The sequence below is a fragment of the Bifidobacterium hapali genome (assembly GCF_002259755.1).
Classification (GTDB): Bacteria; Actinomycetota; Actinomycetes; order Actinomycetales; family Bifidobacteriaceae; genus Bifidobacterium; species Bifidobacterium hapali.
Genome location: NZ_MWWY01000025.1, coordinates 136252 through 150760, shown reverse-complemented (window position 1 = coordinate 150760; position 14509 = coordinate 136252). Strand labels below are relative to the sequence as shown.

16 protein-coding genes are annotated in these 14509 nt (G+C 51.6%); all 16 read left to right on the top strand.

Going from position 1 to position 14509, the window contains the following annotated elements:
• Positions 1-86: 86 nt before the first annotated feature.
• Positions 87-893 carry a triose-phosphate isomerase gene (gene tpiA, locus BHAP_RS06800; protein ID WP_094729978.1) on the top strand — a complete coding sequence of 269 codons (807 nt, stop codon included), beginning with the start codon at positions 87-89 and terminating at the stop codon, positions 891-893.
• A gap of 166 nt (positions 894-1059) precedes the next feature.
• A complete protein-coding gene (gene secG / locus BHAP_RS06795; RefSeq protein WP_094729977.1) occupies positions 1060-1317 on the top strand; it encodes a preprotein translocase subunit SecG in 258 nt (85 codons plus the stop codon).
• 163 nt (positions 1318-1480) lie between these two features.
• Positions 1481-2431, top strand: a complete 951-nt coding sequence (locus tag BHAP_RS06790; RefSeq protein WP_094729976.1) for an L-lactate dehydrogenase — start codon at positions 1481-1483, stop codon at positions 2429-2431.
• Entirely contained in the window at positions 2431-3309 is an 879-nt protein-coding gene (locus BHAP_RS06785) for an HAD family hydrolase (protein ID WP_094729975.1), read from the top strand. The genes BHAP_RS06790 and BHAP_RS06785 overlap by 1 nt, the downstream gene beginning before the upstream one ends.
• Positions 3310-3462: 153 nt before the next feature.
• On the top strand, positions 3463-4233 hold the full coding sequence (gene hisF / locus BHAP_RS06780; protein ID WP_094729974.1) for an imidazole glycerol phosphate synthase subunit HisF: 771 nt from the start codon (positions 3463-3465) through the stop codon (positions 4231-4233).
• Between the two features lie 97 nt (positions 4234-4330).
• Entirely contained in the window at positions 4331-4741 is a 411-nt protein-coding gene (hisI, locus tag BHAP_RS06775; protein WP_420807720.1) for a phosphoribosyl-AMP cyclohydrolase, read from the top strand.
• Entirely contained in the window at positions 4738-6294 is a 1557-nt protein-coding gene (locus BHAP_RS06770; RefSeq protein WP_094729972.1) for an anthranilate synthase component I, read from the top strand. Before hisI ends, BHAP_RS06770 begins: the two co-directional genes overlap by 4 nt.
• Positions 6295-6455: 161 nt before the next feature.
• The gene (locus tag BHAP_RS06765) at positions 6456-7259 is read left to right on the top strand and encodes a DUF1287 domain-containing protein (RefSeq protein ID WP_094729971.1); all 804 of its coding nucleotides are present in this window, start codon (positions 6456-6458) and stop codon (positions 7257-7259) included.
• A gap of 63 nt (positions 7260-7322) precedes the next feature.
• Positions 7323-7622: a DUF2316 family protein gene (locus BHAP_RS06760; RefSeq protein WP_094729970.1), complete on the top strand. Its 300-nt coding sequence runs from the start codon at positions 7323-7325 to the stop codon at positions 7620-7622.
• Positions 7623-7798: 176 nt separating this feature from the next.
• Entirely contained in the window at positions 7799-8761 is a 963-nt protein-coding gene (gene pyrB / locus BHAP_RS06755; protein WP_094729969.1) for an aspartate carbamoyltransferase, read from the top strand.
• The gene (locus tag BHAP_RS06750) at positions 8761-9195 is read left to right on the top strand and encodes an aspartate carbamoyltransferase regulatory subunit (protein WP_094729968.1); all 435 of its coding nucleotides are present in this window, start codon (positions 8761-8763) and stop codon (positions 9193-9195) included. The genes pyrB and BHAP_RS06750 overlap by 1 nt, the downstream gene beginning before the upstream one ends.
• Before the next feature lie 121 nt (positions 9196-9316).
• Positions 9317-10753, top strand: coding sequence for a dihydroorotase (locus tag BHAP_RS06745; RefSeq protein WP_094729967.1), 1437 nt, complete (start codon positions 9317-9319; stop codon positions 10751-10753).
• A 70-nt stretch (positions 10754-10823) separates the two neighbouring features.
• Positions 10824-11789 carry an orotidine-5'-phosphate decarboxylase gene (gene pyrF / locus BHAP_RS06740; RefSeq protein ID WP_094729966.1) on the top strand — a complete coding sequence of 322 codons (966 nt, stop codon included), beginning with the start codon at positions 10824-10826 and terminating at the stop codon, positions 11787-11789.
• A gap of 139 nt (positions 11790-11928) precedes the next feature.
• Complete coding sequence (locus tag BHAP_RS06735) at positions 11929-12759, top strand: dihydroorotate dehydrogenase electron transfer subunit (protein WP_094729965.1); 831 nt, start codon at positions 11929-11931, stop codon at positions 12757-12759.
• Positions 12747-13718, top strand: coding sequence for a dihydroorotate dehydrogenase (locus BHAP_RS06730; RefSeq protein WP_094729964.1), 972 nt, complete (start codon positions 12747-12749; stop codon positions 13716-13718). Before BHAP_RS06735 ends, BHAP_RS06730 begins: the two co-directional genes overlap by 13 nt.
• Before the next feature lie 78 nt (positions 13719-13796).
• Positions 13797-14495, top strand: a complete 699-nt coding sequence (gene pyrE, locus BHAP_RS06725; protein WP_094729963.1) for an orotate phosphoribosyltransferase — start codon at positions 13797-13799, stop codon at positions 14493-14495.
• Positions 14496-14509: the final 14 nt, after the last annotated feature.

Below are 14509 nucleotides of genomic sequence, written 5' to 3'. Positions count from 1 at the left end.
TATCACTCTATAGGTGACGTTATTGTGGCTCTCCTCGCGACTGAGGAGAGCCACAATTGCTAGAAGGAGCTTAAGGAGGTATTTTCATGGTATCCAAGCGGATTCCGCTAGTGGCTGGCAACTGGAAGATGAATTTTGATCATCTTGAAGCAACCTATTTTGTGCAAAAGCTCGTATGGCTCTTGCGTGATGCGCATTTTGACTACCACCGCTGTGAGATCGCTCTTATGCCATCGTTTACCTCTATTCGTAGCGTGCAGGTGCTTGTCGAAGCAGACCATCTGAACATTCGATACGGTGCACAGTCTGTGTCCGTCACGACACAAGGTGCTTTCACTGGTGATGTATCAGCTGACATGCTTGCCGCTCTCGGCTGCTCGTATGTGATTGTCGGGCATTCTGAACGTCGCAAATATCATCCTGAAGATGATGCCAATATCGTGGATCAGGTGCGCGCGGTCCTCACTGCCGGGATGCAGCCGATTTTATGCGTAGGTGAAAGCTATGAAGAACGGCGGCAGGGCATCGAACTTGATTTCGCAGTCGGTCAAGTACATGATGTAACCCGCGATTTGTCAAGTGATCAAGCCGCCAAGCTCATCATTGCTTACGAACCAGTTTGGGCTATTGGCACTGGCATGGTTGCCACTCCACAAACAGCACAGGATGCGGCGCGAGCCATTCGCAACGATCTTGCAGCCACGTTTGATACGAATGTCGCGGATAGCGTACGTATTCTCTACGGTGGGTCCGTATCGTCAAAGAACGCCGCTGAACTCATTAGCGAACCGGATGTTGACGGATTTTTGATCGGTGGTGCGGCACTCGACACGGATGAGTTAGCTGCCATCGCTCGTCTTACGGTTAAAGCAACATCTCAGACTCGTCGTTAGAGATTTTATCGTGGCTCCCTTTGTCGGGGGAGCCACGAACAGCGAAGTAATGAATATAATGAACACAAAATACACGAATATTCCGCTATAGGAACGCATAAGCGCTCTTTTCAAGACCCTGCGCTATTGTGTAGGGCAGTGTGATTTTGAACTGGAGGTTCACCATATGTCCGCTTGGGCCATTGTTAAGCTCGTGCTGCAGATCATCGTCGTTATCTTCAGCCTGCTCCTCACCCTGCTGATTCTGATGCACAAAGGTAAGGGTGGTGGCCTGTCCGACATGTTCGGTGGTGGCCTCACTCAGAATGCAGGTTCGTCGGGTGTTGCTGAGAAGAACTTGAATCGTTGGACTGTGATTATCGCGCTGCTGTGGGTCGCAATTATTATTGCGCTCGGCCTGATGACCAAGTTCAATCTCGTCTGACGTAGTGTTGCGTTAATTCATAACGCATTTGATTCGAAAACATTTATATAAGCCATGATCCGCATTCGATCATGGCTTTTTTCATGAACATCGGTGGTCATTCGCGATCAGAATCACTGACAGCAAGAGAATAAGTTCAGGCAGGAAAGGGAACGTATTTCATATGGTTACTATGAATCGCAATCGCGTCGTCATCGTCGGCGCAGGGCAGGTTGGTTCGACTGTTGCATTCTCAATCGTCACACACGGATTGTGCAACGAGTTAATTCTTATTGACCACGTACCTGAGAAGGCCATCGGGGAAGCCCGTGATCTCGATGACGGCAGTGAATTCCAAGATCGTCATGTGAAAGTACGTGCCGGTGACTATGCGGATTGTGCGGATGCGGACATTGTAGTTATCACTGTTGGTCGCAAACCGCCGGCAAATTCCAACCGCATGGCTGAACTTGGATTCACGGTTGGTTTGGTTGGCGATGTGGTTGACCATGTTATGTCATCTGGGTTCAATGGCGTGATTGTTATGGTGTCCAATCCCGTTGACGTGATGGCATGGTATGCGTGGAAACGTTCCGGTTTACCTCGTGCGCAGGTGCTTGGTACGGGCACTGCACTTGACACGTCCCGTCTCAAAACCATTATTGGAGAAGAAACTGGCCTTGATCCGCGTAATGTGGGTGGCTTCGTCATGGGGGAGCACGGTAACTCGCAGTTTGCCGCATGGTCTACGGTGTCGCTCGGCGGCAAACCGTTTGCACGGTTCCTTGCTGATAATCGCAGTCGTTTCTCATCGGTATCTACTGACGAAGTAGAAGAGCACACACGGCGTCGCGGTGACGATATTGTCAGAGTGAAAGGTGGCACGAATTTCGGTATTGCCTCGACTGTTGCTGGCATTGTACAGACCATTCTGTGGGATGAGCGTCGTATTGTGCCTGTGTCTACGTTGTTGGACGGTGAATACGGTGAACATGATGTGTTTTTAGGCGTGCCAACTGAGCTTCGTGCAAACGGTGCAAATGAGATCGTTGAACTTGATTTGACTGACGACGAGCTTGCGAAATTGCATCATTCTGCTCAGATTGTTCGTGCTCACTGTGAAGGGCTTCTGTGATGACAACGAATACGGATGGTCTCAATACTCATCACGGTGTAAACAATCACGATATTCGGCTGGTTGTTGCCGATCTCGACGGTACGTTACTGCATGGCGCGCAAACGTTTGAAGAACGGTTTGTCTCTGAACGATCGGTTGCAACGATCAATCGCATGCATGAAGCCGGATATCTGTTCGCGATTGCTACTGCACGGCCGGTAAGTACTGGTTTTGTGTTTGCTGATCGACTGCCAGTTGATGCTGTCGTCTATCTCAATGGTGCGCTGCTGGACTTTGATCCTGTGCATTCTGACATGAAACTGCTCACTGGCGCACGTCCTGCAGCAGAGGGTCATCTAACGAAGATCGGCTTCTCGTCATTGCGTGCGTGCGAAGTATGCCGCGATGTGCTGAAAGCAGTACCTAGCGTAAAGATTGGTATCGTTATGGACGATGTTCGGTACACAAACTTTGACGTGACTGAGTATTGGAAAACTCAAACATGGCAATACACTGATTTTTCTGATGGTGATGTGCCTGATGGCGTGGCTGACAAAATCATCCTGTTTCCGAACGATGATGAAAGTGAGCGTTTGCGAGCTGTTCTTCCCAACGATTTTGAGCTTTCGATTAGTGAGGGCACACTGTGGATGCTCATGAATCCTAAAGCTAATAAGCGTGACGCACTCAACACGCTCTGTCAACACTTTGCTATTACTACAGAGCAGACGGTCACGTTTGGAGACGATCTCGTAGACATTGGCATGATGCAAGTATCTGGACATGCTATCGCCGTCGCCAACGCAAACCCGCAAGTGTTGGCTATTGCTGATGAGATCTGCCCATCGAATGATGATGACGGCGTCGCCCAATGGATCGAAGAACGCCTCTTGTAATGCTGCTGGCATGACAGAAATCTATGAGAATTTGCCATGAAGCGTATCAGTGGTCGTACAAGATATTCCACGTAACGGAACTGTGACCACTAACTGTAACGATCGCACGTTAACCTGTTGTGCGGTATTGAACATACAACCACAGGAGTGAATATGTCGTTGGCCATACGAGTCATCCCATGTCTGGACGTTGATGCGGGGCGCGTGGTCAAAGGTGTGCATTTCGAGAATCTGCGCGACGCTGGCGATCCGGTCGAGCTTGCTGCTGAATACTACCGTCAGGGTGCTGATGAACTCACGTTCCTCGATGTGACCGCATCAAGTTCTCATCGACAGACCATGATCGACGTGGTGGCTCGTACTGCCGAGCAGATTTTTATTCCGTTGACGGTAGGCGGTGGCGTACGTACACCTGAAGACGTGGACTCACTGCTGCGTTGCGGTGCAGACAAAGTTGGTGTGAATACGGCGGCGATCAACGATCCGTCGCTTATTAGCCGAGTGGCAGACCGATTCGGTAACCAAGTGCTTGTCTTATCTGTAGATGCACGACGTGAACAGGGCGAACAGCACACACAGTCTGGTTTTGAAGTGACTACGATGGGCGGTCGCAAGTCCACTGGTATTGATGCGATTTGGTGGGTGAAGCGTGCTGAGGAATTGGGCGCGGGGGAGATTCTGCTCAATTCGATGGATGCTGATGGTACGCAGCAAGGCTTTGATCTGGAAATGATTCGTGCTGTACGTCGCGAAGTTAATATTCCAATTATCGCATCCGGTGGCGCCGGTAAAGCCTCTGATTTTCCTCCTGCGATTGAAGCTGGCGCGGATGCTGTGCTTGCTGCATCAATCTTCCACTATGGCAAGGTGACTATTGGCGAAGTGAAGGATGAACTGCGTCGAGCTGGGTATGTCGTTCGCTAAATAACTACGTTGAACGATCTCACGTAGCGTTTTATCAGCTATGTAACGCAGTGTATACATTATGTAAGCGTATTTAAGCAAAGGTATGACATCAATCATGGAATACGATAACAGTACAGTACTCGATGAGCGTATTGCCGCGCGTCTCAAGCGAGACACGAAGGGATTAGTCACAGCTGTTATTCAGCAATATGATACGCACGAAGTGCTTATGGTCGGTTATATGAACGACGAGGCATTACGTCGCACGCTCACGACTGGTCGCGTTACATTTTGGTCGCGTTCGCGTCAGGAATACTGGCGTAAAGGTGACACCTCTGGCCATGTACAGTATGTGAAATCTGTGTCGCTTGACTGCGATGGTGATGCGCTGCTTGTCGAAGTTGATCAAGTGGGTGCTGCCTGCCATACTGGCAAGCGTAGTTGTTTCCTAGAAGGTGGCTCACTGCCATGCGTTGAAGGACATCGCACGGCTGAACAAGAACAAGAACGGGAGGAACGCGCATGAGCGAGTGCAGCGTCGAACATTTAACATGGGGAGCGACGTGGCCAAGCCGAGAACAGTTCCACGAACTCGCTGATGAAGGCTATCGCGTTATTCCGATTGTGCGACGGCTCCTTGCTGATTCACTTACTCCAGTCGGCTTTTATGAGCGTCTTGCTGGAGGACGGACCGGTACGTTTATTCTTGAATCTGCTGAATATGGCGGTACATGGAGTCGGTACAGTTTTATTGGTGTCAATTCGATGGCACAGTTGCGTTCCGATAATGGCAAGGCAAATTGGTTAGGTACCGTGCCAGCTGGCGTTCCTACAAGCGGTGATGTGATTGAGGTCGCGCACGCTACGTTGAAAACGCTGAACGCACCGCATGTAGTTGGTCTGCCGAATTTAACGAGCGGCCTTGTGGGCACGGTTGGCTGGGATGCGATTCGTCACTGGGAACCAACGTTGCGTGCGCAAGCTCCCAATGAGACCGGTCAGCCGGAGACTGTGCTCGCTTTGGCAACTGATATTGCGGTAGTTGACCATGTGTCTGGATCGGTATGGCTGATCGCGAACGCAGTGAACGTTGACAATAAGCCAACACGTGCCGACGCAGCGTACGATGAAGCGGTAGCGCGATTGGACTGTATGCAGCGCGACGCCGCAACCCCGACGACTGGTGAAGCACGCGTCAATGTGCTTGACGAGTCCGTTACTCAGCCTCAATTGCGGTTCCGTACGGAAAAAAGTCATTATGAACAGGCCGTTGAAGCAGCTAAGCGACATATCGTAGACGGTGATGTATTCCAAGTCGTTATTTCACAACGCCTCGATATTGACTCACCAGCCGACCCATTTGACGTGTATCGCGTGCTGCGCACGCTGAACCCGAGCCCGTACATGTATTTCATGGTGCTTACCGACGCGTCTGGCCGTGATTTTAATGTCATCGGCTCTAGCCCTGAAACACTGATTAAAGTCGACAATGGTCATGCAATGACATTTCCGATCGCCGGCTCTCGTCCACGTGGCAAGACTCCTGAGGAAGATGCACAGCTCGCTAAAGAGTTGCTTGCTGATCCGAAGGAACGCAGTGAACACATTATGCTCGTTGATCTCGCACGCAATGATTTGAGCCGTGTGTGCGATCCGACTACCGTTGAAGTGGTTTCCTTGATGGATATTAAACGGTTCAGTCATATCATGCACATTTGCTCGACGGTCACCGGCCGTGTCAATCCTGATATGACCGCGTTTGACGTGTTCACGTCCGCATTCCCTGCTGGTACATTGTCAGGTGCACCTAAGCCGCGCGCAATTGAAATCATTGACGAGTTGGAGCCTGCTGATCGTGGCATTTACGGCGGTACTGTCGGCTACTTCGACTTTTCTGGCAACCTCGATATGGCTATTGCGATTCGTACCGCGTTCATTCGCGACCATGAAGCAAGTGTGCAAGCTGGTGCGGGTATCGTACTCGATTCAGTACCTGCTAACGAATGGCAAGAGACACGCAACAAGGCTGAGGCCAGTGTTGAAGCGGTGAAGATTGCAGCGCAGTTGCGCGAACTCTAATGGTAGCGTTTCTGTTCGCAGGAGCTACCTCCTGTGAAACAGTAGGCCAGTGTAATACCTCTTCAGGTTTACTGCATCAGACTAGATGTTCTTACTCGGACAGCCGATAAGATAGTAGACAGTAAACGATTGTCTGACACGGAAGACTGGAGAGGTTTGGCATGACTAGACATGTGGATCGAGGACCTACTTCAGCAAGAGTTCGTACGACGAAACGACGTACATATGCTGTCATTATCACCGTAATGGTGTTGGCGTTGTTGATCGGTTGTGGATCGCTTGCAGTGCGTCATCTTAGGGGATTGCCGTGGCAGTCACTGATACAGTCGTCCATTGGTGTCGAGTCATCAGTTATGTCGTCACATGAAACAGCACGCCTGTATCCGCGTGAGGCAAGTCCAGTCGATTTTAATAATAATGGAACTGACGATTACGCTGATATTGTTGCGGGAGCTCGTGCCGATGCGCAACGTCATCCAACCTATGACAGCGGATATTATGACGGTGGCTATCCGCCGGACGACCGCGGTGCATGCACTGACGTAGTGTGGCGCGCATTTCGTGAAGCAGGATATGACCTGAAAGCGATGGTTGACGCCGACATTGCTGCTCATCCAGATCGTTACGCAACGGTCGCACCGAATCCTGATCCGAATATTGACTTCCGCCGAACCGGTGTATTGGACGTGTTTTTCACAACATATGGACAAACACTTACCACGGATATTTCCGATTACGCGCAATGGCAAGGTGGCGATATTGTCGTGTTTGAGACGAGCAGACACATCGGCATTATTTCAGATAAACGCGATACGCAAGGAACCTCATACGTGATTCACAACATGGGTCAACGCCAGCGAGAAAACGATTATCTAGCGTTCGCTAAGCACATGAAGGTCACTGGCCACTACCGTTTCGACGCGTCGAAAATACCAGATAATGTGCTCAAAGCGTGGCTTCCCTGACAAGGGGGAGCCGAGATGTCAATTCGGGTTTAACAGAGCCAATACAACAAGGGGGAATTTAATATGTCATTGACGAGTGAACAGCGTGCAGCGACTATTCAAGAATTTCACGACAATATGGCATTGCTTGGAATAACTGCGGAGCAGATCGGCAAAGATTTTGGAGTCAGCGGTAGCACTATTGACCGTATTATTAATTTGCGTTCTGGTGTGCTTGAATATCCGTGGATTGTACGCAGATATTTGCTTGATAAAGCGGCTGCAGCAGGAGTTACGCCAGTGCCGTTTAGTGCATTGCGTGGCGACCCACATGACTATTGGTTCCTTGACGACCGCGTGATTGATGCGAATCAGCTGAGCTAATGCATTGATATCGCGACACTGACATCTTCAAGCATGAACACGAGGTAAACACGCTGAAGTCGCGCGACAGGGCAGAACGCGTGTATAGTCGGATAGGTCACTTCTGTGGCCACCTTATCCGCTTGACGCAAGAAAGGTGAGCCGTGTCAGTAACAGATGAGTCGGTGGAAACTCCGATGGTCGGCAAAAGCGTTATTTCGCTTGATGATCTTTCCCTTCCGCAAATCAGAGAATTACTACATAAGGCGCAGTATATTGATTCGCATAGGCGCGAAGTAGCGCATACCTGCGATGGTCGGGTACTCGCCACACTGTTTTATGAACCGAGCACGCGCACTCGACTGAGTTTCGAGACAGCGATGCTGCGTTTGGGCGGCAAAGTAATCGGTTTCGCTGGTTCACAGTTGTCAAGCGCGTCTAAAGGTGAGTCAATCGCCGACACGCTCAAAACGGTATCGAATTATGTTGACGTTGTTGCTATTCGACATCCGAAGGAAGGCGCAGCACTCGTCGCTTCTCGCGCTGCTAGTGTTCCAGTGATCAATGCTGGCGATGGTGGACACATGCATCCTACGCAGACGCTCGCTGATCTTGCCACGTTGCAGTCGCGATTCGGCCGCGTCACTAATCTGACTGTCGGCTTGTGCGGCGATCTAATGTTCGGTCGTACTGTTCACTCGCTGATTGAAACGTTGTGCCGATTTGGTAACGTGCGATTCGTACTCATCAGTCCTGATGAACTCAAGACTCCGCAGTACGTACTCGATCGTATCAACGCGACTCCATCTTGCTCGTATGTTGAAGTCAAAGATCTCGTTTCAGTGATCGGCGATCTTGACGTGCTGTATATGACCCGCGTGCAGCAGGAACGCTTCTTCAATGAGGATGACTACCTGCGTCTTCGCGACACGTACATCCTTGATGAGGACAAGCTTCAGCTCGCCAAGCCGGATATGGCCGTATTGCACCCGCTGCCGCGTATTAACGAAATCGCGGTCGAAGTGGACAACGATCCTCGTGCCGCCTACTTCGAGCAGGTGAAGAACGGCATGCTCATGCGTATGGCACTCGAAAGCTCCGTAGTGGGAGACGAACTGCCCGGATATGTTCCGCTCGAATCCAAGGAGGCAAGAGTCTGATGGAAGTCACCAGCATTGTTAACGGCATCATTATCGATCATGTTCCTGCCGGAACTGCGTTGAAAGTGCTTGACTATCTCAAAATCAACCCAGCAAAAACCAAGCTGGCACTCATCATGAACACTGATAGTCACTTGTACGGCACGAAAGACATTATCAAGATCGAAGATGAGGATGGTAAGAAAACGCCATCTATCGATCTCGATGTGCTCGGACTGGTTGCGCGAACGGCAACCGTCGGCATCGTTCGCGGTGGCACTATTGTAGAAAAGAAAACGCCCACGCTGCCGGAACATGTGGTTAATATTCTCACCTGCAAGAATCCGCGGTGCGTGACCACTACCGAACGCGGCATTGACCAGATGTTCCATCTGACTCATTCAGAGCGTCAAGAGTACCGTTGCGATTATTGCGATGAGGAAGCTAAGCTCTGACATTCATTGCTGATGCTTGCGGTGTACTGGTGGAAGTATAGGAAACAGTAGAGAATCGCTACAGTTCACCGCAATCATCAGCTACAGCAATGACCAATGTATTGAACGGCAAGGAACCAACATGCTGACCCTGCGCAATATCACGGTGTGGGACACCGGAGAAACAATTGATCTCGTGATTCCGAACACCGATGAGGACCGCCTATTCACGGAGTCTGGAGCGGTCACAGACGGTGAGTTTGATGCGACTGGACTGACAGTTGCACCCGGTTTTGCAGATCCGCATGTGCACTTCCGCGATCCCGGACAAACGTACAAGGAATCAATGATTTCTGGTTGCCGTGCATCGGCGTCAGGCGGATATACGAATGTGCTGATTATGCCGAACACAGTGCCAGCGATGGACGGTGAGCCGGTCGCCGCTGGCGAGGCGGGTGCCGCTGAAGTGCTTGATGCCGGCTATGTCACAGTGATTGATTACTTGCAGCATTATGAGGCTGTGCATAATGTGGCGTTGCCAGTGCAGTATGACTTGTGTGTATGCGCGTCAAAAGGTCGCGCGGGCGGTGAGGCAAGCGACCCGAATCATTGGCGTGATTACCTGCCAGATAGTAATACCGTGCGCGCAGTGGCGAAGGATGCATATCAGCTTGCGCATCCGGTTACTGCGGTCAGCGATGACGGTGCGGCTGTGACGCCCGGCATTCTTGACCAAGTATTGCACAACGTGCAAGAGACGGGACTGTATCTTATCGAGCATTGTGAGCATCACGACACTGGTGCCGTCAACGATGGTCCAGTGGCGCGTGAACTCGGTGTCCCTGGTATCCCTGAAGATACGGAGCTCAAGATTGTTGCTCGTGACATTGCTCAAGCGCGCGATACGGGTGTCCACGTACATTTTCAGCATGTGAGCACTGCGATTTCGTTTGACGCGATTCGTGCGGCGAAAGCTGAGGGATTGCCTGTTACCTGCGAAACTGCGCCACACTATATTGCTTTGTGTGATGAGGATTTGTTGCGCTACGGTACGCTTGCCAAAATGAATCCGCCACTGCGTTCAGCTGCTGACCGTCAGGCAACGATTGCAGCAATTGCCGACGGTACCGTCGACATGCTCGCCACCGATCACGCGCCGCATACGCTTGCGGAAAAGGAACGTGGATTCCTTGACGCGCCCAATGGCATTATTGGACTTGAATGCGCGTATGGCGTTGCGCACAAAGTGCTTGTCGACGGCGGTTATATCGACGATAAACGGCTTATTGAGCTGATGTCACTGGCTCCTCAACGACTTATGGGACATGCGCCTACTGACGTGGCAGGACTGTTGAACACATCTGCCAAGTGTGCTGTTAAGCGCACTCTGGATGTAAGCCATGTTGAGCATCCAGAAAACGTTAATCTAGTCATTTTAGACACGGCACAAGAGTGGACAGTAGACCCTGAAGCCTTCCATTCTGCTGCACGTAACACACCGTTCGGTGGGTGGCAAGTCACTGGCCGACCGCTTGCTACAGTGATCGGTTCGCGATTGGTGTTCAGCAGGATTCACTAACACGTAAGCCACGTATGCCAAGGATTAGTAAGGGACTGGTTTTAAGGGACTGGTAAGGAAAGGACCCGTCATGGATCGACTGACCGAAGCGATTGAGCGCACGCAAAATCCGAGCGTTGTTGGACTTGACCCGACGCCTGCACTTGTGCCGCCGCAGGTTGTTGCATCGTTTGCCGATGAGGTGCGCGAGAGCGTCGAAGATGAGAGCGAGTTGCCGGCGGCGCAACTTGCTGTTGCCTACTTTGAATTCAATCGTACGATTATTGATGCGGTCGCTGATATTGTGCCCGCGGTCAAACCGCAGATTGCCATGTATGAGGCGATTGGACCGGCTGGCATTGACGTATACACAATGACGTGCGAATACGCGCAGCAGCAGGGACTATACGTGTTGGGCGATATCAAACGCGGTGATATTGGTTCAACTGCAGCCGCTTACTCGGGACATTTAAGTGGTGTCGCGACTGATGAAACGGTGTTTGATCCGTGGCATGAGGATGCGGTTACTGTCAACCCGTATCTCGGCACTGACGGTATCACGCCGTTCGTCGAGGCTGCAACTGCGGCAGATAAGGATATTTTCGTGCTCGTACGCACGTCGAACCCGTCGAGCAAAGAGCTGCAGGAGCTTGAACTTGCGGACGGTGGCAAGCTATACGAACACGTCGCAGATCTAGTTGAAGGCTGGGGCAGCCAGACGATTGGCAAGCATGGTTATTCTCGTGTGGGCGCTGTTGTTGGCGCAACTCATCCTGAGGAAGGTGCTGCGTTACGCGCACGTATGCCGCACACGTTTTTCCTCGTACCTGGTTATGGTGCGCAAGGTGGTACTGCGGCTGGTGTTGCCGGCATGTTCGATCAGGATGGTTCCGGTGCGATCGTGAACTCGTCGCGAGGCATTATCGGAGCATGGAAGAAAACCGGCGAATACCGCGACGATATGAGCGCCGACGAAGCGCTTCGGGTGGTCGCTTCTGCTGCTCGCAAAGCCGCTGAAGATATGCGTGACGATTTGCGCGTGAATGCGTGGCGATAAACCGTTATCACATGAGCCGTATGTTGTGCTAGTGTCTTATGGCACCTCGCAGATACTCGTGCAATATACGGCAGACCTTAGCGTAAGCTGATGTATTGGTGCCGAAAGATTGACGTAGACGAGGAGAAGTACGCACGTAATGCCCACAGCAACCTTCACGCCTACTGCTGACGTAGTCGCTGAAGCGACCCAAGCCGGTTATTTTCCCGGCCGTCATACTGTCGAAATCACGCAGGTTACGCAACTTACTGACGGTGTATACCGTTTGACGTTCCGTGACTCTTATATTGCGCAGCATGCGCGTCCTGCGCAGTTTGTCAACTTGTTTAGTCATGATCCGCTACGACTGTTACCACGTCCGTTTGGAGTCAGTGAAACGAATGGTGATCTGGTCAGCATTATTTTTGCTGTTGTCGGCACCGGTACTGACGAATTCTCACATTTGACCGCTGGCGATAGTGTTGATGTACTTGGTCCGCTCGGCCGTCCGTTCAACACAAAGTCGCCGGCACATTACATTCTTGTCGGTGGTGGTCTTGGTGTGCCGCCGCTTATTTATACAGCGCAGCGTTTGCGTGACGATGACCAGTCTTGTGCTACTGCTGTATTCGGATATCGTAACGATCATTTCGCTGATCATTATGTATCCCAATATGCGGATACAACCGTGAGTATTGATGAGCGTGAAGGCAATGTCATCACCTTGCTTGATCGCATGGAAGCAAACGATGAACTGACTCGTAACGGATTGGAACCGGTGATTCTGTCATGCGGTCCTCTGCCGATGATGAAAGCAGTCGCCAAGTGGGCGTCCAAGCGTGGTATTGCCTCACAGTTGAGCATGGAACAGCGTATGGGCTGCGGCTACGGAACCTGCGTGGTGTGCGTGGTGGATACCGTAGACGGACGCAAGAAGGTGTGTTCAGATGGGCCAGTGTTTACCGCACAGCAGCTTGGATGGGAGGCGTGACCATGAGTGCGAATGACAGTAATGCCTCGATCAACGTGTATGAGCAGCATGAGTGGAAGCACAAGACCATTGTTGCTGGCGTTGAATGGAAGAATCCTGTTGGCACCGCGTCTGGTACGTTCCAGTTGGCTGCGTGCCGTTGGTTTTACGATGTGAGCCAAATGGGTGCAATCTCCACAAAGGGTGTTTCTCCTGTGCCGTGGGAAGGTAATCCCGGCCCCCGCACGGCAGAGTCTCCAGCCGGTATGGTGAACGCCGTCGGTTTGCAAAATCCCGGTGTTGACCATTATCTTGTGGACGAACTGCCTAAGCTCAAAGAACTTGGCGCCACTGTGGTCACGAACGTCGCCGGTCACAGTGATGACGATTATGCTCAGGTTGTCGCTAAACTCGCCGATTCGCCTGCTGATATGCTTGAAATCAACGTGAGTTGCCCGAATGTGAGCCACGGCGGCATGTCTGTCGGTACTGATCCGGTTGCGTTGAGTCGTCTTATCGGTCATCTTCGCAAATTGACATCTAAGCCGATGATCGTCAAGCTATCGCCAAATGTGACCGACATTGCGACTATCGCGCGCGCCGCCGCTGAAGCGGGTGCCGACGCGTTGAGTCTCATCAACACACTGGTCGGCATGCGTATTGATATTCGTACTGGAGAGCCGATTATTTCTAACCGTACTGGTGGTGTGAGCGGGCCAGCGATTTTCCCGATTGCGCTGGGCTTCGTGTGGCGAGTTCGTCAAGCATTGCCTGACATGCCGATTATTGGCATTGGTGGCATCGACTCTGGAGAGAAGGCACTTGAGTTCCTGTATGCTGGCGCGAATGCGGTGGAAGTCGGTGCGGCTGCACTGTATGATCCGACGGCTCCTATTCGTGTAGCTCGCGAACTTGATGATCTGCTTGACTCACGTCCGGAACTTGCAGCGAAACTTGCTGTGGGCGACACGTGGCGCTGAACGGCGACAAAACGACGTTAACTGTTTTCACGTTGACTGTTCAAACAGTTGACTAGTCACACAAGGAGAACACTATCCATGACTCACGCATCACTCGACCATCGCTTCACTGAGTTTCTACTCGACTCACAAGCGCTCAAGTTTGGCGATTTTACGCTGAAATCAGGTCGCAAGTCGCCATACTTCATCAACGCTGGCGCATTTAATGATGGTCGCAAGATCGCAACGCTCGGCGCGTTCTACGCCGAAAAGATCGTCGAGGAGATCAAGGCCGGTAATCTGCCCGTCGATATCGACACCGTGTTCGGCCCGGCATACAAGGGCATTCCACTGGGCGTGTCCACTGCGATCGCGTTGACCTCAGCACATGGTATGGAAGTTGGCTACACGTTCGACCGCAAGGAAAAGAAGGACCACGGCGACGGTGGCATGATGGTTGGCACTCAATTGACGGACGGCATGAAAGTGCTGCTCGTTGACGATGTGATGACCGCCGGTACTGCTGTGCGCGAGGTTATCCCCAAGCTCAAGGCTGAGGCAAACGTCGAGGTTGTCGGTCTTGTCCTGTCTGTCGACCGTATGGAGAAGACCAAAGACTGTGATCTGTCCGCAGTGAAAGCCGTTGAAGCTGAGTTCGGATTCCCTGTGTTCGCTATCGCTAACGTGCGTGAGATTTTTGAAGCTGGCCAGCATATCACCACTGCTTCTGGCGAACCATATGTGACTGAAGAGATTAAAGCCGCCGCCGACGCATACCTTGCTCAGTATGGTGCGTAACCACAATAATCGAG

Excerpts from the sequence above, each read along its gene's own strand:
- BHAP_RS06750 (WP_094729968.1), top strand. The coding sequence starts at position 8,761 with ATGGAAGTCACCAGCATTGTTAACGGCATCATTATCGATCATGTTCCT.
- hisF (WP_094729974.1), top strand. The coding sequence starts at position 3,463 with ATGTCGTTGGCCATACGAGTCATCCCATGTCTGGACGTTGATGCGGGG.
- BHAP_RS06735 (WP_094729965.1), top strand. The coding sequence starts at position 11,929 with ATGCCCACAGCAACCTTCACGCCTACTGCTGACGTAGTCGCTGAAGCG.
- BHAP_RS06770 (WP_094729972.1), top strand. The coding sequence starts at position 4,738 with ATGAGCGAGTGCAGCGTCGAACATTTAACATGGGGAGCGACGTGGCCA.
- BHAP_RS06790 (WP_094729976.1), top strand. The coding sequence starts at position 1,481 with ATGGTTACTATGAATCGCAATCGCGTCGTCATCGTCGGCGCAGGGCAG.
- pyrF (WP_094729966.1), top strand. The coding sequence starts at position 10,824 with ATGGATCGACTGACCGAAGCGATTGAGCGCACGCAAAATCCGAGCGTT.
- BHAP_RS06760 (WP_094729970.1), top strand. The coding sequence starts at position 7,323 with ATGTCATTGACGAGTGAACAGCGTGCAGCGACTATTCAAGAATTTCAC.
- BHAP_RS06785 (WP_094729975.1), top strand. The coding sequence starts at position 2,431 with ATGACAACGAATACGGATGGTCTCAATACTCATCACGGTGTAAACAAT.
- BHAP_RS06745 (WP_094729967.1), top strand. The coding sequence starts at position 9,317 with ATGCTGACCCTGCGCAATATCACGGTGTGGGACACCGGAGAAACAATT.
- BHAP_RS06730 (WP_094729964.1), top strand. The coding sequence starts at position 12,747 with ATGGGAGGCGTGACCATGAGTGCGAATGACAGTAATGCCTCGATCAAC.
- pyrE (WP_094729963.1), top strand. The coding sequence starts at position 13,797 with ATGACTCACGCATCACTCGACCATCGCTTCACTGAGTTTCTACTCGAC.
- secG (WP_094729977.1), top strand. The coding sequence starts at position 1,060 with ATGTCCGCTTGGGCCATTGTTAAGCTCGTGCTGCAGATCATCGTCGTT.
- BHAP_RS06765 (WP_094729971.1), top strand. The coding sequence starts at position 6,456 with ATGACTAGACATGTGGATCGAGGACCTACTTCAGCAAGAGTTCGTACG.
- hisI (WP_420807720.1), top strand. The coding sequence starts at position 4,331 with ATGGAATACGATAACAGTACAGTACTCGATGAGCGTATTGCCGCGCGT.
- tpiA (WP_094729978.1), top strand. The coding sequence starts at position 87 with ATGGTATCCAAGCGGATTCCGCTAGTGGCTGGCAACTGGAAGATGAAT.
- pyrB (WP_094729969.1), top strand. The coding sequence starts at position 7,799 with ATGGTCGGCAAAAGCGTTATTTCGCTTGATGATCTTTCCCTTCCGCAA.